Source organism: Mesorhizobium sp. WSM4898 (genome assembly GCF_029625845.1).
In the GTDB taxonomy this organism is placed as follows: Bacteria; Pseudomonadota; Alphaproteobacteria; order Rhizobiales; family Rhizobiaceae; genus Mesorhizobium.
In genome coordinates this window covers 840,206-863,292 of the sequence record NZ_JARTVQ010000002.1, presented here as the reverse complement: position 1 = coordinate 863,292, position 23,087 = coordinate 840,206, and the positions used below count along the sequence as shown (strand labels likewise).

The window sequence follows — 23,087 nt, the reverse complement described above, 5'->3', positions numbered from 1 at the left end:
GCTCGAACTCAGCCGGCAAAAGTGTCGAAGAGCAGCTTGAAGTTGAGCACCAGGATGATCGCCGCGACTACCCAGGCGAGTGCGGCGACGCCGCGCGAGATGGCGAAACTGCCCATCTTCTTCTTATCCGAGACGAACTGCACCAGCGGCACAACGGCGAAGGGCAACTGCATCGACAGGATGACCTGGCTGAAGACCAGGAGCTGGGCCGTGCCCTTTTCGCCGTAGAGCGCGGTGACGATCACGACGGGGACGATGGCAAGGCCGCGCGTCAGCAGGCGGCGCGCCCATTGCGGAATGCGCAGACGCAGGAAGCCTTCCATCACGATCTGGCCGGCGAGCGTGGCAGTGACCGTCGAGTTGAGCCCGGAGGCGAGCAGCGCGACCGCGAACAGGATCGAGGCGATGCTCAAGCCCAACAGCGGCGACAGCAATTCGAAAGCCTGACCGATCTCGGCGACATCCTGGTGCCCGGTGCCGTGGAAGGCCACTGCCGCGACGATCAGGATGGACGCGTTGACGAACAGCGCCAGGATCAGCGCGATGGTCGAATCCGTGGTCGCCCACTTGATGGCATCGCGCTTGCCTGCATCGGTGCGCTCATAGGCGCGGGTCTGCACGATCGAGGAGTGCAGGTAGAGATTGTGCGGCATCACGGTGGCGCCGATGATGCCGATGGCGATGTAGAGCATCGTCGGGTTGGTGACGATCTGGGACGACGGCACGAACATCGAATGCAGGATTGTGCCTGCGGGCGGGGCGGCGACGAAGATCTGGATGGCGAAGCAGCCAAAGATGATGATCAGGAGCGCGACGACGAACGCCTCGAGATAACGGAAGCCCCTGTTCATGAGCAGCAGCACAAGGAAGGCGTCCAGCGCGGTGAGGACGGCGCCGCCGATCAGCGGGATGCCGAACAGGAGCTGCAGCGCAATCGCCGTGCCGATCACCTCGGCGAGGTCGCAGGCGATGATCGCCAGTTCGCAGGCGATCCAGAGCAGGAAATTTACCGGACGCGGATAATAGGCGCGGCAGGCCTGCGCGAGGTCGCGGCCGGTGGCGATGCCGAGGCGGGCGGCCAGCGCCTGCAACAGGATCGCCATCAGGTTCGACAGCATGATGATGAAAAGCAGCGTGTAGCCGAACTGGGCGCCGCCGGCGAGGTCTGTCGCCCAGTTGCCCGGGTCCATATAGCCGACCGAGACCATATAGCCGGGACCCATGAAGGCGAACAGGCGGCGGAACCAGAGACCGGTGTCGGGCACCCTGATCGAGGCATTGACCTCGCGCAGACTGGGCTGCTCAGTCTCATCGGAGCGGGCAAATTGCCACGAGGGACGGGACACTGCTTCTGACATCGGGGGGGTCCGCTGGAAGGGTATCGAGGATCGCCACTATGTATGCTAAGGCTGAACATTATGCAACAGGCTATACTTCATTGTTCAAGCTCTTGTGATGCAAGCCGACAGGCGCCGCGTGCAGCAGCAAACGCCGGGTTGCGCCGACCCGGGAATGCAAATAAACGGCCAGAGCACTACGGTCCGTGCTATGAGTGCGGAGCCGATTCAGCCATGAAGGAGCGCGTATTGGCGCTGAAGAACAGACCAGTTCGACGCGAAAAGCCGCTTCCTGATGCCGAAATCCATTCGGAAGGGTTCCGGCAGACCCGCGAAGCGCGTCGCAGCGCGCTTGTCGAGGACTATGTCGAGCTGATCGCCGATCTGATCGAGGACGGAAACGAGGCCCGTCAGGTCGATATCGCGGCCAGGCTTGGCGTCGCGCAACCCACCGTGGCAAAAATGCTGACACGGCTCTGCGCCGACGGGCTGGTGTCCAGGAAACCCTATCGCGGGGTGTTTCTCACGGACGCCGGTCGCAAGGTGGCGCAGGAGAGCCGCATCCGTCACGAGACTGTCGAAGCCTTCCTGCGCTCGCTGGGTGTCAGCGCCGAGACGGCGCGGATCGATGCCGAGGGGATCGAGCACCATGTCAGCGCCGAGACGCTGGATGCATTTCGCAGGGCGATGACGACGCGCTGAGCCCCGCCAGCGTTAAACTTCCCGACCACGAGTCGCTGGAACCGCCGAACGGTACGCACGTTGCTGCTGACGTTGCGCGATGATCGCGTGGAAGGGAGGAAACGACGGCGTTGAACAGGCACGGACCACGAAGGGCAAGCGGCCAAAGGGTTGAGACAGGTGGCGGCTCGTGACGAGCGCAAAGACCGAGGCCGAAACCGGTCGAAACAAAAGCTCTGAATTCTCCTCCCATCTGGAGCCGGACGCGCGGTCTTTTGGTCAGCAAAAATGCTGTGACTCGGCGTGACCGTTGCGATAATTGTCTGAAGGGGGCGGTCTTCGGCCGGACCTTCCAGAACATCTGCATTGCGAGGAAGTTGCCATGCTTTGGAGAGGCCGCCGTCAGAGCGACAATATCGAGGACGAGCGCAGCGACAGCGGCGGCGGGTTCGGCGGTGGCGGTCCGCGGCAGTTCCGCGTTCCGATCGGGGGGCGAGCGGGCGGCGGCGGCAGCATCATCTTCGTCATTCTGGTGGTTCTCGCCGGATGGTATTTCGGCTTCGATCCATCGCAGATCCTGGGTGAAGGTGGTGGCCTTGTGCCGGGCGGCGGCGGCCAGATTACCGAAGACAGCAGTTCGCCGGACAGCGGCGCGCCCGCCTCGGACGAGATGAAACAGTTCGTGGCGACCGTGCTCGCCGAGACCGAGGACACATGGAGCGGTATCTTCAAGGCCAATGGCCTCACCTACGAGGACCCGAAACTGGTGCTGTTCAGCAGCCAGATCCGGTCGGCTTGCGGCTTTGCCTCTTCGGCCGCGGGACCGTTCTATTGCCCGGGCGATCACAAGGTCTATCTCGACATGACCTTCTTCCAGCAGCTCGACCAGCAGTTCGGCGCCTCGGGTGAATTCGCCCGCGCCTACGTGATCGCGCATGAGGTCGGCCATCACGTGCAGAACCTCACCGGCATCATGTCGAAATTCAACCAGATGCGGCAGGGCATGGGCGAGGCCGAGGCCAATCAGATGTCGGTCCGGGTCGAGCTTCAGGCAGACTGCTTCGCCGGTGTCTGGGCGCACTATACCGCGCAGAAGGGCATTCTGGAGCAGGGCGACATTGAAAGCGCGCTGAATGCCGCCAAGCAGATCGGCGACGACACGCTGCAGAAAAAAATGCAGGGCTATGTGGTTCCGGAAAGCTTCAACCACGGCACGTCGGCGCAGCGGCAGACCTGGCTGGCGCGCGGCTACAAGAGCGGCAAGCTTTCGGACTGCGATACATTCAACAATCCGGTCTGAGCGGCGACGCAGGGCTGCGGCACCGCGGCGGGCTGCCGGGAACTGATGTCAGGATGAGGCAGTTGCGGTCGTTCGCTTATTGTTCCGGCCGGCTGGCTCGCCTATAAGAGCCTCCCGCCCAAGGCGGCCGAGGAGCTTGTCACCATGATCGACCCCAAGACCGCCAAGCGGGGCCTTGCGCTCGTTTTCACGACGCTGCTGCTCGACGTCATCGGCTTCGGCATCATCATGCCGGTGCTGCCGGCCTATCTGCAGGAGCTGACCGGCGTCGGCGTCAGCGAGGCGGCGATCGAGGGCGGCTGGCTGTTCTTCGTCTATGCGGCGATGCAATTCTTCTTCGCGCCTGTCATCGGCGGCTTGAGCGACCGTTTCGGGCGGCGGCCGATCCTGCTTGCCTCGGTGCTCACCTTCTCCATCGACAATCTGATCTGCGCCATCGCCTGGTCCTATCCGATGCTGTTCATCGGACGCGTGCTCGCCGGCATTTCCGGCGCCAGCTATTCGACGACGTCGGCCTTCATCGCCGACATCTCGAACGACGAGAACAGGGCCAAGAATTTCGGCCTGCTCGGTATTGCCTTCGGCGTCGGCTTCGTCATCGGCCCGGTGCTCGGCGGACTGCTCGGCACGTTCGGGCCGCGCGTGCCGTTCTATTTCGCCGCCGGGCTCGCCTTCGTGAACTTCCTCATCGCGATGTTCTTGCTGCCGGAGACGCTGGACGAGCAGCATCGTCGCCGCTTCGAATGGAAACGCGCCAATCCGGTAGGCACGCTGATCCAGATGCGCAACTATCCCGGCATTGGCTGGATCGGGCTGGTCTTTTTCCTGATGACGCTCGGCCACATGATGTATCCGGCGGTTTGGTCTTTCGTTTCAAGCTACCGTTATGGCTGGAATGAGCAGCAGATCGGCTTCTCGCTCGGCGCCTTCGGCCTTTGCGGCGCGATCGTGATGGCGACGGTGCTGCCGCGCGTCATCCCGAAGCTCGGCGAATGGAGGACCGCCGCGATCGGCCTGACCTTCACCGCGCTCAGCGCCTTTGGCTACGCGTTTGCGACGCAGGGCTGGATGATCTACGCGGTGATCGTCGCCGGCTGCCTGGAAGCACTCGCCGACCCGCCATTGAGGAGCCTTGCGGCGGCCAAGGTGCCGCCTTCGGCGCAAGGCGAATTGCAGGGCGCGATGACCTCGATCTTCTCGATCACCTCGATCATCACGCCGCTGCTTTATACGGCGATCTTTTCCTGGTTCACCGGCCCAAGCGCGCCGATTGAGTTCGGCGGCGCGCCCTATGTGCTCGGCGCGGTTTTCCTCACATTGGCGGTGATCGTCTTCGTGACGAAGGTCGCCAAGCCGACACCGAAGGAGGTCGAGCGCATGCACGCGCAGGAAGCGGTGACCGACGCGGCTTAAGGCGTGTTGATAGTCGGGTGATGCCGGCCTGTTAAATGACGGCTTCCTGCGCTTCCAGTGCGCACGACCCAAAAGTACGGTCCGCTCCGGTTCTCGGACCCCGCCCAGTGTGGTCGCTCCGCGCCCGTCTTCGACCGCGGCTCCGCCTGACCCCGAATCGCCTTGGACTGGGCGCTTTGAGCTAGGCGCGCTCGGCCAGCGCCGGCTCGCCGCGCCGCTCGCGAATGAGATTGACGAAGCGGCGGAAGAGATAGTGCGAATCCTGCGGGCCGGGTGAGGCCTCGGGATGGTGCTGGACCGAGAACACCGGCCGGCCAGTCAGCGCGATGCCGCAATTCGAGCCGTCAAACAGCGAGACGTGGGTTTCCTCGACGCCTTCGGGCAGCGAGTCCGCGTCGACGGCGAAGCCATGGTTCATCGAGACGATCTCGACCTTGCCGGTCGTGTGGTCCTTCACCGGATGGTTGGCGCCGTGATGGCCCTGATGCATCTTCTCGGTCTTGCCGCCGAGCGCCAGCGCCAGCATCTGGTGGCCGAGGCAGATGCCGAACACCGGGAGATCGCTTTTCAGCAGGTCCTGGATGACCGGCACGGCATATTTGCCCGTCGCTTCCGGGTCGCCGGGACCGTTGGACAGGAAGATGCCGTCCGGCTGCATGGCCAGGATCTCTTCCGCGCCGGTTTTTGCCGGCACGACGGTGACCTTGGCGCCGAGGCCCGCAAGCAGGCGCAGTATGTTTCGCTTGACGCCATAATCGATGGCCACGACATGCAGCGACGACTCGTCCTGCTCGCCGAAGCCTTTGTTCCAGGCCCAAGGCGTCTCGCGCCAGACCGAGGATTGGCCCGAGGTGACCTCCTTGGCGAGGTCCAGCCCGATAAGGCCCGACCAGGCGGCGGCGCGCCGCTTCAGGTCGTCGAGGTCGAAAACGCCATCCGGTGCATGGGCGATCACGGCGTTGGGCATGCCTTTCTCGCGGATCAGCACGGTGAGAGCGCGAGTGTCGATTCCCGAAAGCGCGACGATGCCGCGCCTCTTCAACCATTGGTCGAGATGCCCGGCCGCCCGGTAGTTGGAGGGGTCGGTGACATTGGCCCTGAAAATCGCGCCGACAGCACCCGCGCGGGCAGCTGGATGCAAATCCTCGATATCCTCGCTGTTGGTACCGACATTGCCGATATGCGGGAAGGTGAAGGTGACGATCTGGCCGGCATAGGAGGGGTCGGTAAGGATCTCTTCGTAGCCGGTCAGGGCGGTGTTGAAGCAGACTTCGGCGACCGCCGATCCCGTGGCGCCGAGGCCGCGGCCTTCGATCACCGTGCCGTCGGCGAGCACCAGAAGGGCGGTCGGCTTTTCGGTGGTCCAGGGGGCGGTCGTGGCCATGGCGGCACTCCTAGAGGCTGCTTCCGGACCATTCCGTTGGAGGGACGACCCGCACAGCAAACGACGCGCGGCGGCGAACTAGCGAGCCTGCGCGCAACCAAAGTTTCAGTTCATGCGAGGCTCAGTACATAGGGGATGGCGGCAAAGCGGTCAATGACGCTTCCGCCGAGCAGAATCGTTTTATTTCACCGAGCAAAATCAACGGTTTGCCTGGATTTGCCTTGAGCGTCCGGCGAAGCTATTGTCCGCCGCGATCGAAGGAGAAGCATCATGCGCGAGAAAATCGCCGAATCCATGAAGAGCGCGATGAAGGCGCAGGACAAGCATCGGCTGCCGACGCTCAGGCTGATCCAGGCCGCCATCCACGACCGCGACATCGCCAATCGCGGCGCGGGCAAGCCGGCGGCGAGCGAGGAAGAGATCCTGCAGATCCTTTCCAAGATGGTGAAGCAGCGCGAGGAATCGGCCAAAGCCTTCGAGGACGGCAAGCGGCCGGAACTGGCGGCGCAGGAGCGCGGCGAGATGGAGATCATCCGCGAGTTCCTGCCGGCACAGCTCGACGATGTGGCGATCACGGCGGCGGCGCGCGAGGCGATCGCGGCGACGGGTGCCGCCAGCCAGAAGGACATGGGCAAGGTGATCGGCGCGCTGAAGCAGAAATATGCCGGCCAGATGGATTTCGCCAAGGCGAGCGCCATCATCAAGGGGCTGCTCCAGTAGAAGACCGGCTCAGTTCTTGCAGATCGGCACCGGCTGCGGCGGCGGCGCCGGATGGTCTTTCTTGTACTGCGCGATGATCGGCTCGAGGGTCTTCTTCGGCCAGAACTTCGGAGAGCCGATTTCCTTCAGGCAGGAAGCGTTCCAATAGACGCCCGCAGCCGACAGCGCTTGGCCGGCGGCCTTTGCGCGCGCCACAGCGGCGATGTCGCGCGATTCAGGATAGATATAGAGCGTCGTCGGGTTGTTCTTCACCAACGGGATGATCTGCTCGGCATCGGCCGGCGACCAGCTGGTGCAGCCATTGCTGCGGCCGCCGGCATAATTCACCAGCTTGCCGAATGGGACGAAGCCGTCATGGTCGGCGTAGGAGCTGTTCGGATCTTTCCGCAGGCACATGCCCCTGAGCAAGGCTGCCGGATGGCCGCCGATCACGCGCTGCCTGGCGTTCGCCGCTTCGCCTTCGCCATCGAACTGGATGAAGGTACGCATGAACACCGCGTTCTGCGCACCGACGCGATAATAGCCCTTGAAGGACGTCTTGGTCTCGGCGGTCATGTAGGCTCCGCCTGCCGTCAGCTCCGAATCCATCGCGTTGCCGAAGTTTTTCGCGCAACGCCTGCCATTGGAGAAATCGGCAACGCCTTTGAGATTGCGGCCGCCGCCATGGCCCGAAGAAACCGCTCGAAAGAGCTGCTTGGCCTCGCAGATGATATAGTAGCGTTGACCAAGCACACTGTTGCCCAGGTCGCCGGGCCGCGTTGCATCCATGGCGAAGTAGCAGGGGTTGCTGACCGAACCTTCACTGACCTTCTTCTGGTAGAGGGCGCGCGCCCGCTCCAGCACGACCTGCGAGATCTGACCTTCGTTGTCGCCGACATGGCGCTGCAGCCAGTCCGGAATGTTCGATGGGCGCAACGCCGCGAACGAGCCGACCGATGCCGTCAGAGCGGCGAGGACGAAGAGGACGGCGGCACCAAGCGGAACAGATATCAACCGCACCGGATTAATCCCCCCTCGAACTGGTATCGCTTGTGGTGAATCACCTGCGCCAATCATAAGAGCATAGCGCCGATGGGCGAAACACTTCTTGTCTAGTGCGCTCTGCCGAAGCTGGCGCATCTGCGATTTTCGACAGGCAAGAAGTTGGCTACTATCTGATTCCGGCGCGCCCACGCCTCCTCCCTCCGTTGGGAAAGCATTGTTCATGCAGGGCATTCGATCGCTAAACCGACTGTTCGAGCATCGGCATAAGGAGGGATTGCGAAGACTGCTCGCAATAGGAGGTTTTTCGATGCGGCTTTCCGCACCCGTCTATCATCTGAAGCGCCAGGCGAGGTTGCTGTCGCGCAAGGAAAATGTTCCCCTTCATGAGGCGCTTGACCGCATGGCCTTCAAGGAAGGCTTTGGCAGCTGGAGCCTGCTTGCGGCGAAAGCCGCCGAGGCCGCACCCGCCGGGAGGCTGCTGGCGCAACTGATACCCGGCGACATGGTCCTCGTGGCGGCCCGGCCGGGTCAGGGCAAGTCGCTGATGAGCCTCGAACTCGCCGTGGCGGCCATGAAGCAGGGCAGTCGCGCCGTATTCTTCACCCTGGAATACATGCATGCCGACATCCTCGACCGGTTCCGCGACATCGGCGTGGACCCTGCCGTTTTCGACCATCTGTTCGAGTTCGACAATTCCGACGCCATCAGCGCCACCTACATCGTCGAGGCGTTGGGGTCGGCGCCGCGCGGCACGCTGGCGGTGATCGACTATCTGCAACTGCTCGACCAGAAGCGCGAGGATCCCGAGCTCATGGTCCAGATACGCGCCTTGAGATCGTTTGCCCGGGAACGCGGGCTGGTGCTGGTCTTCATCTCTCAGGTCGACCGGTCATACGATGCGTCCAGGAAGCCGTTTCCCGACCTTGACGATGTCCGGCTGCCGAACCCACTCGATTTATCGCTCTTCGACAAGATGTGCTTCCTCAACAAGGGCGAAATCCGCTTTCAGTCAGCTTGAGGGCGATCCTGACCGGGGCTATGCCTCCGATCTCGCAAAGGACACGGCTTCATGGTCGAAATCGTCAAACCGGCGCTCGAGCATCTGCCATCCTACAAGGCGGCGCTGGAGCGCGGCTGGTCGCCGGACAATGTGCGGCTGCTGGAGGCTACGCGCGAGCAGCTTGAGGCCATTGAAGAAGATCCGGTGGCATTTCTCGCCGACCTGGACGACCCCGAGGCGAAAGGGTCGCCGATCGCGCTGCCGGACGGCACGACAGTGCCGCGCCTGCCGGGCTTCCGGCGCTGGATCTGGGACGGCGAGGCCGCCGGCTCGATCGGGCTTCGCTGGCAGAAGGGCACGTCGGCGCTGCCGCCGCACGTGCTCGGCCACATTGGCTATGCCGTGATGCCATGGAAGAAGGGGCGCGGCTATGCCACCGAAGCGCTGCGGCTGATGCTTCACGAGGCAAGGGCGGTCGGTCTCGACTATGTCGAGATCACCACCGATCTCGACAATCTTGCATCCCAGAAGGTGGTGCTCGCCAATGGCGGCATTCTCGTCGGGCGGTTCGCCAAAGTCGCCGCCTATGGTGGCGCGGAGAGCCTCAAGTACCGGATCGACCTTTAGGTCTCAAGGCAGGCGAACTTGAGAACCTTATTCGCCGGGCCTGGCCAGTCTTCCTTCTGCGGCCTTGTAGTAGAACTGGCTCGCGACAAGCCAGCCTTTCAGCGGCCTGAGCGGCGGAATGCAGGTCGCAAGGATGATCGGCACCGAAACGAAGGCGTGGAACCACATGGATGGCTCGAACGTCACCTGCGCCCAGACGGCGAACAGGACGGAGGGCACGCAGGCAAAGCAGATGACGAAGAAGGCGGGTCCGTCGGCCGGATCGGCAAAAGAATAGTCGAGCCCGCAGACTTCGCATTTCGGCGCCAGCTTCAGAAATCCGTCGAACAGCCGGCCCTCTCCGCAACGCGGGCATCGCCCGCGGATGCCGACCCGCCAGGGTTCGAGGTGGGGATAGTGCGCGTCGTGCATGGTCATCACTCCAGGACCTCGCATGCATTCGATCGGCCTTGAGGTCACGCATACATACTAATATGATTATTGTATGCATACAACGCGACAAAATGTATGGACACCGGTGGCATGAATAGTGAAGGGGACCTCAGCTGGCTTTCTCCCTTGGCGGAAGACTCACGGCCGCTCTATCTCAAGATTGTCGAGGCGCTTGCGGCTGCCCGCTCGATCGGGCGGCTGCAACCGGGGGACAGGCTGCCGCCGCAGCGAGAGCTTGCCCGCTTCCTTGGCGTGGATCTGACCACGGTCACCCGGGCGTTCACCGAAGCCCGCCGCAGGAACCTGATCGATGCAACGACCGGTCGCGGCACCTTCGTCACCCCCGGCGAGCCGGAAGAGCCGATCCTCGATCTGAGCATGAACATTCCGCCGGCGCCTTCGGGCCTCAGCCTGCCGGCATTGATCCGGAGTGGCATCGAGGGACTGCTCAAACGTTCCAGCGCCGAAGCACTGCTTTCCTACCATCCCGGCCCGGGCTCTCCCGCGGAACGCGCCGCCGGCTCGTATTGGCTTGCCGCAGCCAGCGGCAGGTTGCCTGTCGAGCGCGTGGCTCTTGGTTCGGGGGCGCAGGCGCTGCTCGCCGCCGTCCTTCTGTCGCAAACCCGTGAGGGCGATACGATCCTCACCGATACGCTGACCTATCCCGGCCTGATCGCGCTGGCGCAGGCCACGGGGCGAAAGCTGGCTGGGGCGGGACGCGACGATGACGGCATGCGCCCCGACCATCTGGAGGAAGCGGCGCGACGATATGGCGCCCGCGTCCTCTATCTCAACCCGACACTTCACAATCCGACCACGCTCACCATGCCGGAGGGCCGGCGCCGGGATCTGGCTCGGATGGCGGGCAGGCTTGGCCTGGTGATCGTCGAGGACGATCCCTACAGTCCCCTGCAGACCGCTTCACCGCCAGCCTTCCTCAGCCTGGCGCCGGACCGGACATTCCACCTGGCTACATTGGCGAAATGCATCTCGCCATTTCTGCGCACGGCGTTCCTGGCGGCGCCTGACGCGAAATCCGTCGAGCGGATCGCGGCGACAATCCGGGGCACCACCATGATGGCGCCGCCGCTGATGACGGGGCTCGCCTGCGAGTGGGTGCGAAGCGGCCTGGCCGGCGAGATCACCGCCGCGGTGCGTGCCGAAGCAGAGGCCAGGCAGACGATCGCGCGCAAGATCCTGCCGGCCGGTTTCGCCTCGACGGAATCAAGCCTGCATCTTTGGTATCCGCTGGATGCGCGATTGCGTTCATCGGATATCGCCGAGATCGCACGCCGTCGCGGATTGGCCCTCAGCCCGGCGGAAGAGTTCTCCGTCGTGCCCAGTGCCGCTGATGGCTTGCGGCTGGCGTTGGGTGCCGCATCCAGCCACGAAAGGCTGGAGGAGGGGCTTCACAGTTTGGTGTCGATCCTGTCGGGCGGCTCTGGCTCCTTGCGTCCTCACGTCTGAGGCGGCAGAGCGGCACGCCAAGGCTCTATTCCGCCGCAGCCGGCAACGGCGGCGTCGCCCGGCTGCGCCATTCCCAAGCCTGCGAGGCAAGCGCGACCGCCAGGGCCACCAGCATGGCAAGCGCGCCGGCGACCGGCAGGCTGCGATAGCCAAGACCGGCATTGAGCATCGCAGCGCCCAGCGAGGCAGCGAGCGCGATGCCGACATTGAAGCCCGAGGGAATCAGCGACGAGGCAAGGTTCGAGGCGTCTGCCGTCCAGGCCAGGATCCGGGTCTGGATCGGCGCGCCGATGGCGAAGTTGAGGCCGCCCCATATGACGATCGCGACGATCATCGGCACCGGGTAGGGACTGACCGCATAGATGACGCCAAGCATTACCGCCTGCAGGAAAAGCATGGCGATCAGCGACGGCATCAGCTTCCAGTCGGCAAGCTTGCCGCCCAAGAGAACGCCGATCGTCGCGCCGACGCCGTTGAGCAGCAGCACAAACGGGATCAGGCTTTCGTGGAGGCCGGTGACTTCGAGCAGCGTCGGCGTGATGTAGGTGAAGAGGCCGAACTGGCCGATCATCAACATCAGCATCAGGATGAGCGAGGTCCAGACCTGCTGGCGCCCCAACACGCGCACCTCGCGCGCGAGGCCGGCGGGCCGGTTGGCGGCGCCTGCCGTGCGGGGCAGCAGCGCAAGCATGGCAACGATCGCGACGACGCCCAGCGCGCACATCACCCAGAAGGTCGCCCGCCAGCCCCAGAGACCGCCGATCGCGGTGCCGGCCGGAACGCCGATAACGTTGGAGACGGTCAATCCAGAGAGGATGACCGCGACCGCCCGGCCGCGCTGGTCCTCGCGCACCAGGCCGACCGCGACCACCATGGCGACGCCGAAATAGCAGCCATGCGCCACTGCGGTGGCAATGCGCAGGAGAAGCATCGAGGTGAAATCGGGCGCCAGCGCGCATGTGGCCTGGCCAAGAGTGAAGGCAACGGTCAGGGCGATGAGCAGCGACTTTCGCGAGACCCTGCTGGTTGCGAGCGCCAGGAGCGGACCACCAACGGCGATGCCGCAGGCATAGCCGGAGACGAGATAGCCGGCGGTGGGCACGGAAACACTCAGACCCTGCGCTACCTCCGGCAGCACGCCGGCGATGACGAATTCAGTCGTGCCGAAAGCGAAGGCGGCAATGAACAGGGCAATGAGGGGCAGCATGGCGCGGACAGCGATCCTGAATGAGCTGGCCTCAAACCATGGATGGACGCTACGGGCAATGCAGAAATTGTCGATGCCGCTTTAGGTTTTCTTGACCGGGTTGGGCAGTGGTCTCGACTGGCCCTCTTCGTGCCGTACGGGCGCTCAGTCGGAGCCGTCATCAATCTCACCGTCACCTAGCCGACGGATGCGAGGATTGAACGAAGGCTAATTGTGTGCGGGCCGGTCGGTCGATGCTAGCTCGCCTTCAGCGATGCTAGCTCGCCTTCAGCCGCGAGCCGCCGAGCAGCCCGCGCTCCTCCAGCACCGGGTAGGCCATGGAGGCGAGCAGCGAATTGATCTGCTTGAGGTCGCGGATGGTGTCGAGATGGATCGAACTGGTCTCGACGCTTTTCGCGGTCCCGTCGCGCAGCCGCACGAAGTGGCTGGCGCTGGTCTCTTTCTCGCGCTCGCGCAGCAGGTCCTTCTCGAGCACCAACTGGCGGGCGGTTTCCGGGTCGCGCGAGACCAGCACGTTGAAGGCAAGCCGCGCATTGGCCAGAACCGAGGCATGGAAAGCGCAAAGCTCGCGCCAGCCCTCGGGCGTGAATTCCAGCCCGCGCTCCAGCTTCTTCCTGACATGCACAAGCATGTTGCGCACGATGATGTCGCCGACCTGCTCCAGCTTAACGCAGGCGCCGATCAGTTCCTGGCAGCGCAGCGCCTCGTCCTCGCTCAGGGGGTTCTTGGTGACCTTGGCCAGATAGAGCTTGATCGCGGCGTGCTTCTGGTCGACCCGGTCGTCGAGCGCGGCCAGCGCCTTGATCTTGCCGGCGTCGGCGCTCTCATAGAGCTCGATGATCCGCTTCAGCATGATCTCGACCGTCTCGCAGACCCGGACCACCTCGCGCGTGGCGTTGGCCAAGGCCTGGCTTGGCGTGTCGAGCGCGCTCTCGTTCAGCGCGGACAATTCGACCACGTCGAGCGCTGCCGCCGGTTCGGGCTTAGTACCGAGCGCCACGATCTTCTCCGAAGCGCGATAGACGAGGCCGGCGAGTGGCAGCCCGGCAAGCAGGATGATCACGTTGAACAGGATGTGGGCGTTGACGATCTGGCCGGAGGCCGTCGTGCCGAGGAAGGAGAAGTGCGGCCTGAAAATCATGAACAGGATCAGCATCACGAGCGAGCCAAGCCCGCGCATCAGAAGATTGCCGATCGGCACGATGCGGACTTCCGCCGCTGCCGAGCGGGTGAGCATCGGCGCGATGATCGAGGAACCGAGATTGACGCCCAGGATCAGGACGACGCCGAGCTCCGGAGTGATCAAACCCCGGCCGGCTAGCGTGGCCATGAGCAGGACCGCCGCGATGCTCGACTGGAACAGCCAGGTGATCAGTGCCGCCAGCAGGTAGGAGCTGATCGCATCGCCGGAGAAGTAGTCGATGATGACCGGCATGAGCTGGCTGTCGCGCAACGGCTCGGAAGCTTGGCCGATCATCTCCAGCGAAAGGATCAGAAGGCCGATGCCGACAAGGATGCGGCCGGTCTGACGCCAATCGCGGCGCTCGGTGGCCATGAACATGATGGTTCCTGCGACCAGGCACAACGGCACCACGAGCGACAGATCAAAGGTAAGAAGCTTCGCGACCAAGGCCGAGCCGATCTCGGCGCCGCGCACGGCAAGCTGCCCGGCGGCGCCCGACACGATGCCGGCGCCGGCGAAGGAGCCGACCAGCAGCGTGACGGCGGTTGAACTCTGCAGCGCGATCGCGAGGCCACAGCCGGCCAGCACCGCCATCAGCGGCTTGCGCATGGTGGCGCGCAGCCTGTGACGCAGCACATCGCCATAGGCGCGCTCGACACCGGTTTTTACCATGCGGGTGGCGAACAGCATCAGCGCCACTGCGCCGGCAAGGTGCAGAAGGACAACGGATCCGCTCATGCCGAGCCTCGCAACGAGGCGGCCAGGAAGCGGAAAAAGGTGCGAATCGCAAGCATTTCGAAGGTCGAGACTAAAGCAGTTTACATTAGCCGGATAATAAATTTTACCCGATTCGGCCGACATTCGGCACACGACGGCGTGTGTCGGAAATGGATAGAAGGTGCTTTGGTTGCAGATCGCGGTCGGACAGGCGGCAAATGTCGCGTCGACGCGAAGCCTGGGCTTGAACCGGTTTCTGTAAATTGGTGAAGCTGCTTGCGTAACCAACGGAAATCATTACGGAATTGTAACCAAGGTGTTCAGTTTCGGTTCATGCCAGCCGGAATATCTCCTTGCCTATCGACAACCAAGGAGCACTGACCATGAAGCGTCTCATACTTTCCACCGTGACCGCCGCGATGCTGACCGCTTCGGCCTTTTCGGGCCAGGCCGCGCCGCTCGTTCAGCCGAGCCCGCCGCAGTCGACCTACACACAGGTCGACTGGCAGAAGCCGGGCCGGCATGTCGAGAAGCGCGTCGTGAAGAAGAAGGTCGTGGTGAAGCGCAGCCATTGGCGCAATGGGCAGAAGTATTCCAGCTGGAAGCGCCATCAGGCGGTTCGCGACTGGCACCGTTATGGGCTGCGCCGTCCCGGCCCCGGCCAGGAGTGGATTCGCGTCGGCAACGACTACCTTTTGGTCAGCATCGTCTCCGGTATCATCTTCGGCGCGATCGCCGCGCACTGAGCGGGGAATGGTCCGAAAGACGGGAAGGCGGCCGCGCGGCCGCCTTCTTTTTGTCTGTGAAAAGCGGGTACGATCGGGCTTATCGAGTCGTCGCGCCCAAGCGGCTTGATTATATGGAGGGTAAACGAGCCTTTCCCGATGCGCTTTCCACCCGCCTTCCTCGACGAGATACGCGACCGCGTGCCGATTTCTTCGGTGATCGGTCAACGCGTTTCCTGGGATAGGAAGAAGTCCAACGCATCGCGCGGCGATTATTGGGCGTGCTGCCCGTTTCACGGCGAAAAGAGCCCGTCGTTCCATTGCGAGGACAAGAAGGGGCGCTATCACTGTTTCGGCTGTTCGGTCTCGGGTGATCATTTCAAGTTCCTGACCGAGCTCGACGGCATGAGCTTTCCCGAAGCGGTCGAAAGGATCGCAGAGATGGCCGGCGTGCCGATGCCGGTGCGCGACGCCCAAGAAGAAAAGCGCGAGAAGGAACGCGCCAGCCTGACCGACGTCATGGAGATGGCGACGGTCTTCTTCCAGGAGCGCCTGCAGGGACCGGAAGGCGCCAAGGCCCGCGCCTATCTGCGCGACCGCGGTCTGACGCCGGCGACGCAGCAGTCCTTCCGGCTCGGCTATGCGCCGGACAGCCGCAACGCGCTCAAGGAATACCTCGCCGCCAAGGGGGTGCCGAAGGCCGATATCGAAGCCTGCGGACTGGTCCGGCATGGCGACGACATCCCGGTCTCCTATGACTGGTTCCGCGACCGCATCATGTTCCCGATCCCGGATTCGCGCGGCAGGATCATCGCCTTCGGCGGTCGGGCGCTGGCGCCGGACGCTTTGGCGAAATACATGAACTCGCCGGAGACCGAGCTCTTCCACAAGGGCAACGTGCTCTACAATTTCGCCCGCGCCCGCAAAGCGGTGGCCAAGGGCGGCACGGTGATCGCCGTCGAAGGCTATATGGATGTGATCGCGCTGGCACAGGCCGGCTTCGAGAATGCCGTGGCGCCTCTCGGCACGGCGCTCACCGAAAACCAGCTCGAGCTTTTGTGGCGCATGGCGCCGGAGCCGGTGCTTTGCTTCGACGGCGACCAGGCCGGGCTGAAGGCCGCCTGGCGCGCCGCCGACCTCGCGCTGCCGTCGGTGCAGCCCGGGCGCTCGGCACGCTTCGCGCTGCTGCCCGAAGGCAAGGACCCCGACGATCTGGTCAAAGCGGATGGGCCGGACGCGTTCCGCGCGGTGCTTTCGGAAGCGCGGCCGCTCGCCGATCTTCTGTGGATGCGCGAGACGGCCGGCGGCGTGTTCGATACGCCGGAGCGGCGGGCGGAGCTCGAGAAGACGCTGCGCGAGCTTACCGGCCGCATCCGCGACGAAAGCCTGCGCTACCACTATCAGCAGGAGATGCGCGAGCGCGTCCTAATCTTCTTCGGCTCGCAGCGCGGCGCGCGGCAAGGCCTACACGGGGGACGCCAGGACGGCCGGCCAGGCGAGCGCGGCAGAGGTTCGGCGCCAGGCGGGGCGTTTGGCCGGAGCGCTGCGGGCGCGCGCACCGCCATCACCGAAAGCCTCGGCCGCTCGGCGCTGGTCAAGCGCACGGGCGAGGCCATGTCGGTACGCGAGGCGACGATCATCGTGGCGCTGGTCAACCATCCGCCGCTGATCGACGAGAATTTCGCGCATGTCGAATTCCTCGATCTTGCCAATTCGGATCTCAGGCGGCTGCATGCAGCCATCCTCGACGCGATGGCGCATGACGCGGCCGACGACCGCGACGCAGTCATCGCCACCATCGAGCGCGCCGGATGCGGCGACATCTGGGAACGCGCGGTGGCGCTGATCAAGCGGGCGCGGCAGTGGCCGGCGCTCGAAACCGCGGGACTTGACGATGCCCGGGACGCCTTCAACCAAGCGCTGCACTTGCAGCGCAGCGCGCGCACCTTACATAGGGAGCTGAAACAGGCGCAGGCGGCGCTCGATGCAGACCCGTCGGACGAAAACTTTCGGCATCTCGTCGAGATTCAAGCGCAATTCAACGATGTACAGGCAACGGAAGCGCTGATCGAAGGGTTCGGCGTTTCGTCGGGCAGGGCTGGGCGTGCTTAGGCCCAGGTCGGCCCGAAATGAAGTGGAAATGCTCAAGGCGCGTCGATTCGACGCCTCTAAGTCGGGCAATTGATTCGCTTTTTTCATGCGAATCATGCCAGAGGCGCTTGACCTTCTGGCAGATTGGCGGAATCAGGACGATTCGAAACGTTAACCGTGCCCGGCGTCGGTGGGAAATTTTGAGCGATGTAAGGTTCTGGCGACTGGACAGGCAAGAGGCCTGCCACAGATACCAGGGTTAATCTGGACTTAATGCATGTCGCCCAAAAGTGGAACCGGTTTTGGGGCAACGACAGGCAGCAAACAAAAGAGATGATGCGGTCACTGGCCCGGTAAGAAGCGTTCTGGGGCGAGCGCATCCGGTTTGACCGGTCCGGCAGCTTACGCGGCTTCGATATTCGGCCGCTTGGAGACGACAAAGAATGGCGACAAAGGAAAAGGAAGAGGTCGAGACCGAACGTGAAGGCGCCACCGATGGCCCGCTGCTCGACCTTTCCGATGATGCTGTCAAGAAGATGATCAAGGCCGCCAAGAAGCGCGGCTATGTGACCATGGACGAACTGAACTCGGTGCTGCCCTCGGAGGAAGTGACATCCGAGCAGATCGAGGACACGATGGCCATGCTGTCCGACATGGGCATCAACGTCGTCGAGGACGACGAGCAGGGCGAGGAGGCGGAAGGCGGCGACGCGGGCGCCGACTCCGAGGAAGACGCCAACGAGCTTGCCGAGCAGACCGGCACCGCCGTTGCCACCACGACCACCAAGAAAGAGCCGACCGACCGCACCGACGACCCGGTGCGCATGTATCTGCGCGAGATGGGCTCGGTCGAGCTTCTGTCGCGCGAGGGCGAAATCGCGATCGCCAAGCGCATCGAGGCCGGCCGCGAGACGATGATCGCGGGCCTGTGCGAGAGCCCGCTCACCTTCCAGGCGATCATCATCTGGCGCGACGAGCTCAACGAATCGAAGATCCTGCTCCGCGAGATCATCGACCTCGAGGCGACCTATGCCGGCCCCGAGGCCAAGCAGGCGCCCGTTGTCGAACGCGTCGAGGAAGCGCCCAAGGCCGAAGAGAAGCCGCGCGGCCGCTCGGCGGCGCGCGAGGAAGAAGACGACATCACCAATGTCGGCGGCGACACGCGCGGGCTGGAAGAAGAGGAAGACGACGAGGACGAGGCAAGCCTGTCGCTGGCCGCGATGGAAGCGGAACTGCGCCCGCAGGTGATGGAGACGCTCGACGTCATCGCCGACACTTACAAGAAGCTTCGCAAGCTGCAGGACCAGCAGGTCGAGAACCGGCTGGCGGCTGCCGGCACGCTTTCGCCCAGCCAGGATCGCCGGCTGAAGGAGCTCAAGGAGCAGCTCATCAAGGCGGTGAAGTCGCTGTCGCTCAACACCGCGCGCATCGAAGCGCTGGTCGAGCAGCTCTACGACATCAACAAGCGCCTGGTGCAGAACGAGGGCAAGCTGCTTCGGCTCGCCGAAAGCTACGGCGTGCGCCGCGAGGAGTTCCTCAAGGAGTATCAGGGCTCGGAGCTCGATCCGAACTGGACCCGCTCGATCGCGAATCTCACCTCGCGCGGCTGGAAGGAGTTCACCAAGAACGAGAAGGACGCGATCAAGGAACTGCGCGCCGAGATCCAGAACCTCGCCACCGAGACGGCGATCTCGATTCTGGAATTCCGCAGGATCGTCAACCAGGTGCAGAAGGGCGAGCGCGAGGCCGCGATCGCCAAGAAGGAAATGGTGGAAGCGAACCTTCGGCTCGTCATCTCCATCGCCAAGAAATACACCAATCGCGGCCTGCAGTTCCTGGACCTGATCCAGGAAGGCAATATCGGCCTGATGAAGGCGGTCGACAAATTCGAGTATCGCCGCGGCTACAAGTTCTCGACCTACGCGACATGGTGGATCCGGCAGGCGATCACCCGCTCGATCGCCGATCAGGCGCGCACCATCCGCATTCCGGTGCACATGATCGAGACGATCAACAAGATCGTGCGTACCTCGCGCCAGATGCTGCATGAGATCGGCCGCGAGCCGACGCCGGAAGAGCTGGCAGAGAAGCTCGCAATGCCGCTCGAGAAAGTGCGCAAGGTGCTGAAGATCGCCAAGGAGCCGATCTCGCTCGAAACGCCGGTCGGCGACGAGGAGGATTCGCATCTCGGCGACTTCATCGAGGACAAGATGGCGATCCTGCCGATCGACGCGGCGATCCAGGCCAATCTGCGCGAGACAACCACGCGCGTGCTGGCTTCGCTCACCCCGCGCGAGGAGCGTGTTCTGCGCATGCGCTTCGGCATCGGCATGAACACCGACCACACGCTGGAAGAGGTCGGCCAGCAGTTCTCGGTCACCCGCGAGCGTATCCGTCAGATCGAGGCCAAGGCGCTGCGCAAGCTCAAGCACCCGAGCCGCTCGCGGAAGCTGAGAAGCTTCCTGGACAGCTGAGCGGAAACGCAACATACGAAAACGGGCGCCTCGGCGTCCTTTTTCATTTCCACCTATTTGTTATGCCGCCTTGCCGGGCTTGCTCAACAGGAGGATAATTTCAGGGTCGGATGCATTTGTGGGCGACAAGCCGGATGCCCGCCCCGGACGCCGGCCGCAACTGCCAGGCGTTGCGCTCCGTGGCTCCCGGTGGGAGGTGTGCCATGACAACCTACATCGTGCTTATCAACTGGACCGAATTGGGCGCCAAGAACGTGCGGGAGTCGCCGAAGCGGCTCGATGCCGCCAAGAAGCTGCTCGGTGAAATGGGCGGATCGTTCAAGGCATTCTATCTGACGATGGGCGAATGCGACATGGTCGCCATTGTCGAAGCGCCGGACGATGCCGTGCTTGCCCGTTTCGCGCTGATGTTGTCGTCGGGCGGCAATGTCAGGACGCGGACGATGAAGGCGTTTCCGGAATTCGCCTACCGCGAGATCATCAGTTCGCTGGGGTAGAGCGCCGGAAACAGCCCGGCTCGATGCTGATATTGCGGTGCCGCGCTCGGTCGCCGATAGTCGCGCGATGCCTGAGCCGTTGCTGACTGTCTGGTACAACACACGCTGCCCGGTCTGCGATGCCGGCATCAACCGCCAGAAACGGCGGCTGATTGAAGCGGTCAAGTCCGGCCGCGTCGAATTCCGCGACATTAATTTCGAACCGCAAGCGCTTTCAGCCTTCGGCGCCTCGCTCGAGGATGTCCGCCGGCGGCTGCATGCGACCGATGCCGAGGGCAAGCTGCTGGTCGGTGCCGATGTGGCGATCGCCGTCTGGCGGCTCACGCCTGGCGAGGGATGGCTCGCCACCCTGTTCGGCAATTCGGTCGTGCTGCGGCTGACGCGCTCTGTCTATGATCGGTTTGCCGATCTTCTCTACGCCTGGAACCGCCGCAAAGGCCGCTGGTAGCCGGTTTTCGCAGGGCGTGGCGTCGCATTTCGACCGCCTGGCGAGTTCACTTGGCGTGAACTAGATACATCGTAAGATATATCTTAACTTGACCCGAGCCGCCGCCTACTTAAGATATATCGTAAGATAGAACTCAAGGAGTCATGATGCACAAGCACAATCCCTTCGGGCACAACCATTTCGGTCAGCGCATGTTCATGCACATGGCCGGTCGTTTCGGCGGTCGCGGCGGCGGCTTTGGTCCCTTCGGGCAGGGCATGCGCGGCGGCGGCGGCGGCGGCCGCGGCGGTCCGGGCGACATGTTCCGCGCCGGCCGCATGCTGGCCGACGGCGATCTCAAGCTGATCACGCTGTCGCTTCTGGCCGAGGTGCCGCGGCACGGCTACGACATCATCAAGGCGCTGGAGGAACGCACCAGCGGCATCTACAGCCCGAGCCCGGGCGTGGTCTATCCGACGCTCACCTTTCTCGAGGAGGCCGGCTATGCCGTCTCGTCAAGCGAAGGCAACAAGAAGGTGTTCTCGATCACCGAGGCGGGCAGGGCGCATCTTGAGCAAAATCGCGAGATGATCGATCACGTGCTCGACCATCTCGAGCGGTTCGGCCGCAAGATGGCCAAGGCTCGCGACTGGTTCGGCTGGAACGACGAGGGCGAGGACGGCGGCCGGCGCGGCCGTCACGAAAAGCGCGACCGGTTCCGCGCGCTGCGCCACCGCCTACGTGCCGCGCTCAGCGATATCGTCGATGCGCCGGAGGACAAGCAGGCCGAGGCGATCAGCATTCTGGAAGACGCCGCCGCAGCGCTCGAAGCCCTCTCGCGTCGCTGAGCCGCCCTGGCACTGAAGGAGCTATTGCTGGCTCGATCGATGACCGTTTATCTTTGTGTGAGCATGATCTGCCTGAAAACCGCTGCACAGTTTTCGGGATCATGCTGTAGTGAAAATCGTCCTGCGGCACGCTATGTGATGCAGCACGATTTGCCGCTGGAGGATGCGCTATGTCTTTTCTGAAACGTCTTTTCGGCGGCGGCGGTGGTGAGGCGACGGACACCGGAGCCGCGAAGCCGGCAAAGCAGGTCGAGCACAAGGGATTCCTGATCAGCGCCACGCCCTACAAGGCGGATGGCCAGTACCAGACCTGCGGCGTCGTCTCCAAGGAAGTGGACGGCGTGATGAAGGAGCACCGCTTCATCCGCGCCGACCGTTTCGCCGGGCTGGACGATGCGGTCGACATCTCGATCAAAAAGGGCATCCAGCTCGTCGACGAGCAGGGCGAGCGGATGTTTGGATAGGGGCTACCGCAGTTCTTTTGCCGGGATCAGAACGCGACCTTATCACCGCCCTTGAGCTGCAGGATCTGCCGCGCCTCGTCGGGAGTGGCGATCGAGGCGCCGAGGCCCTCGATGATCTGGCGGACCTTCGTTACTTGTTCGGCGCTCGAGCGGGCAAGCTTGCCCTTGCCGATCCATAACGAGTCCTCCAGGCCAACCCGCACATTGCCGCCCAGCGCGATCGCCTGCGTGGCGATCGGCAGTTGGTGGCGGCCGGCGCCCAGCACCGACCAGTGATAGTCGTTGCCGAACAGCCGGTCGGCCGTGCGCTTCATATGGGCGACGTCCTCCGGATGCGTGCCGATGCCGCCGAGGATGCCGAACACGCTCTGGACGAAGAACGGTGCCTTCACCAGCCCGCGCTCGACGAAATGCGCCAGGGTATAGAGATGGCTGATGTCGTAGCACTCGATCTCGAAGCGAGTGCCGTTGTCGGCGCAGGTGCGCAATATGTGCTCGATATCGCCGAAAGTGTTGCGGAAGATCCGGTCGCGCGACGATTCGAGATAGGGCCGCTCCCACTCATGCTCGAACGTCTTGAAGCGCTCCAGCATCGGAAACAGCGCGAAGTTCATCGAGCCCATGTTGAGTGAAGCGATCTCGGGCGCGAAGACTTTCGCGGGCCTGACGCGTTCCTCCACGCTCATCGTCGCCGCACCACCGGTGGTGATGTTGACGACGCAGTTGGAGCGCTGCTTGATGACCTGCAGGAAAGGGGCGAACGCCTCGATCGACTGGTCGGGGCGTCCGTCGACCGGATTGCGGGCATGAAGGTGGACGATCGCGGCACCCGCCTCTGCCGCCTCGATAGCGGCGGTCGCGATCTCCTCGGCCGTGACCGGCAAGTGCGGCGACATTGACGGCGTGTGGATCGAGCCTGTGACCGCGCAGGTGATGATGATCTTGTTCTGACTTGCCACTTTTTGATGTCCTGATCTGATCTCTTCGCTGTTCGAGCGCGCCCTGTTCGAGCGCGCCCTGTCGACCGCGCCCTGTCGACCGCTTTGAGTGATGCCGGAAATGAACCGCTTCGACAGCACGACATAGAACAGGGTACTCGGCAGCGCCGC

At 63.6% G+C, this 23,087-nt stretch carries 21 protein-coding genes; 14 read left to right on the top strand and 7 right to left on the bottom strand.

Translation table 11 applies throughout. The annotated features are described in order from the left end of the window. Positions 1-8: 8 nt before the first annotated feature. Positions 9-1,358: an Nramp family divalent metal transporter gene (locus P9228_RS11570; protein ID WP_095801618.1), complete on the bottom strand. Its 1,350-nt coding sequence runs from the start codon at positions 1,356-1,358 to the stop codon at positions 9-11. Positions 1,359-1,586: 228 nt separating this feature from the next. Here P9228_RS11570 and mntR point away from each other — a divergent pair, with 228 nt between their 5' ends. From mntR to P9228_RS11555, 3 genes are all read left to right on the top strand, one after another. Further along, positions 1,587-2,039 (top strand): manganese-binding transcriptional regulator MntR, encoded by a 453-nt coding sequence (mntR, locus tag P9228_RS11565; protein ID WP_278054056.1) that lies wholly within the window; start codon positions 1,587-1,589, stop codon positions 2,037-2,039. 361 nt (positions 2,040-2,400) lie between these two features. After that, a complete protein-coding gene (locus tag P9228_RS11560; RefSeq protein WP_278053501.1) occupies positions 2,401-3,318 on the top strand; it encodes a neutral zinc metallopeptidase in 918 nt (305 codons plus the stop codon). Between the two features lie 144 nt (positions 3,319-3,462). Next, a complete protein-coding gene (locus P9228_RS11555) occupies positions 3,463-4,731 on the top strand; it encodes a TCR/Tet family MFS transporter (protein WP_278053500.1) in 1,269 nt (422 codons plus the stop codon). 181 nt (positions 4,732-4,912) lie between these two features. On the opposite strand, the gene carA is transcribed toward P9228_RS11555, so the two are convergent. Beyond that, the gene (gene carA, locus P9228_RS11550; protein WP_278053498.1) at positions 4,913-6,115 is read right to left on the bottom strand and encodes a glutamine-hydrolyzing carbamoyl-phosphate synthase small subunit; all 1,203 of its coding nucleotides are present in this window, start codon (positions 6,113-6,115) and stop codon (positions 4,913-4,915) included. A gap of 270 nt (positions 6,116-6,385) precedes the next feature. Between carA and P9228_RS11545 the strand changes: the two genes are divergently transcribed. Further along, complete coding sequence (locus P9228_RS11545) at positions 6,386-6,835, top strand: GatB/YqeY domain-containing protein (RefSeq protein WP_095779703.1); 450 nt, start codon at positions 6,386-6,388, stop codon at positions 6,833-6,835. Positions 6,836-6,844: 9 nt separating this feature from the next. Here P9228_RS11545 and P9228_RS11540 read toward each other — a convergent pair whose 3' ends face one another. Continuing rightward, on the bottom strand, positions 6,845-7,834 hold the full coding sequence (locus P9228_RS11540; protein ID WP_066994596.1) for a hypothetical protein: 990 nt from the start codon (positions 7,832-7,834) through the stop codon (positions 6,845-6,847). 292 nt (positions 7,835-8,126) lie between these two features. Between P9228_RS11540 and P9228_RS11535 the strand changes: the two genes are divergently transcribed. Next, positions 8,127-8,837, top strand: coding sequence for a DNA helicase (locus P9228_RS11535; protein WP_278053495.1), 711 nt, complete (start codon positions 8,127-8,129; stop codon positions 8,835-8,837). 51 nt (positions 8,838-8,888) lie between these two features. After that, on the top strand, positions 8,889-9,446 hold the full coding sequence (locus tag P9228_RS11530; protein WP_095801612.1) for a GNAT family N-acetyltransferase: 558 nt from the start codon (positions 8,889-8,891) through the stop codon (positions 9,444-9,446). Between the two features lie 27 nt (positions 9,447-9,473). Here P9228_RS11530 and P9228_RS11525 read toward each other — a convergent pair whose 3' ends face one another. Then, on the bottom strand, positions 9,474-9,863 hold the full coding sequence (locus P9228_RS11525; protein ID WP_245322256.1) for a DUF983 domain-containing protein: 390 nt from the start codon (positions 9,861-9,863) through the stop codon (positions 9,474-9,476). A gap of 141 nt (positions 9,864-10,004) precedes the next feature. Between P9228_RS11525 and P9228_RS11520 the strand changes: the two genes are divergently transcribed. Then, positions 10,005-11,345, top strand: a complete 1,341-nt coding sequence (locus P9228_RS11520; RefSeq protein WP_278053494.1) for a PLP-dependent aminotransferase family protein — start codon at positions 10,005-10,007, stop codon at positions 11,343-11,345. A gap of 25 nt (positions 11,346-11,370) precedes the next feature. On the opposite strand, the gene P9228_RS11515 is transcribed toward P9228_RS11520, so the two are convergent. After that, positions 11,371-12,552 carry an MFS transporter gene (locus P9228_RS11515; protein WP_278053493.1) on the bottom strand — a complete coding sequence of 394 codons (1,182 nt, stop codon included), beginning with the start codon at positions 12,550-12,552 and terminating at the stop codon, positions 11,371-11,373. Positions 12,553-12,808: 256 nt separating this feature from the next. After that, positions 12,809-14,473 (bottom strand): Na/Pi cotransporter family protein, encoded by a 1,665-nt coding sequence (locus P9228_RS11510; RefSeq protein WP_095801609.1) that lies wholly within the window; start codon positions 14,471-14,473, stop codon positions 12,809-12,811. 362 nt (positions 14,474-14,835) lie between these two features. Between P9228_RS11510 and P9228_RS11505 the strand changes: the two genes are divergently transcribed. From P9228_RS11505 to P9228_RS11475, 7 genes are all read left to right on the top strand, one after another. Next, positions 14,836-15,198 carry an RcnB family protein gene (locus P9228_RS11505; RefSeq protein WP_278053492.1) on the top strand — a complete coding sequence of 121 codons (363 nt, stop codon included), beginning with the start codon at positions 14,836-14,838 and terminating at the stop codon, positions 15,196-15,198. 138 nt (positions 15,199-15,336) lie between these two features. Next, positions 15,337-17,289 (top strand): DNA primase, encoded by a 1,953-nt coding sequence (gene dnaG, locus P9228_RS11500; protein ID WP_278053491.1) that lies wholly within the window; start codon positions 15,337-15,339, stop codon positions 17,287-17,289. A gap of 422 nt (positions 17,290-17,711) precedes the next feature. Next, complete coding sequence (rpoD, locus tag P9228_RS11495; protein WP_066994612.1) at positions 17,712-19,742, top strand: RNA polymerase sigma factor RpoD; 2,031 nt, start codon at positions 17,712-17,714, stop codon at positions 19,740-19,742. Positions 19,743-19,945: 203 nt separating this feature from the next. Further along, positions 19,946-20,239 carry a GYD domain-containing protein gene (locus P9228_RS11490; RefSeq protein ID WP_066994615.1) on the top strand — a complete coding sequence of 98 codons (294 nt, stop codon included), beginning with the start codon at positions 19,946-19,948 and terminating at the stop codon, positions 20,237-20,239. Between the two features lie 67 nt (positions 20,240-20,306). After that, on the top strand, positions 20,307-20,687 hold the full coding sequence (locus tag P9228_RS11485) for a DCC1-like thiol-disulfide oxidoreductase family protein (protein ID WP_278053489.1): 381 nt from the start codon (positions 20,307-20,309) through the stop codon (positions 20,685-20,687). Positions 20,688-20,833: 146 nt separating this feature from the next. Then, on the top strand, positions 20,834-21,514 hold the full coding sequence (locus P9228_RS11480; RefSeq protein WP_127216050.1) for a PadR family transcriptional regulator: 681 nt from the start codon (positions 20,834-20,836) through the stop codon (positions 21,512-21,514). A 170-nt stretch (positions 21,515-21,684) separates the two neighbouring features. Next, positions 21,685-21,978: an HlyU family transcriptional regulator gene (locus P9228_RS11475; protein WP_067326794.1), complete on the top strand. Its 294-nt coding sequence runs from the start codon at positions 21,685-21,687 to the stop codon at positions 21,976-21,978. A 26-nt stretch (positions 21,979-22,004) separates the two neighbouring features. Here P9228_RS11475 and P9228_RS11470 read toward each other — a convergent pair whose 3' ends face one another. Next, positions 22,005-22,937, bottom strand: coding sequence for a 3-keto-5-aminohexanoate cleavage protein (locus P9228_RS11470; RefSeq protein ID WP_095801822.1), 933 nt, complete (start codon positions 22,935-22,937; stop codon positions 22,005-22,007). Positions 22,938-23,087 lie beyond the last annotated feature (150 nt).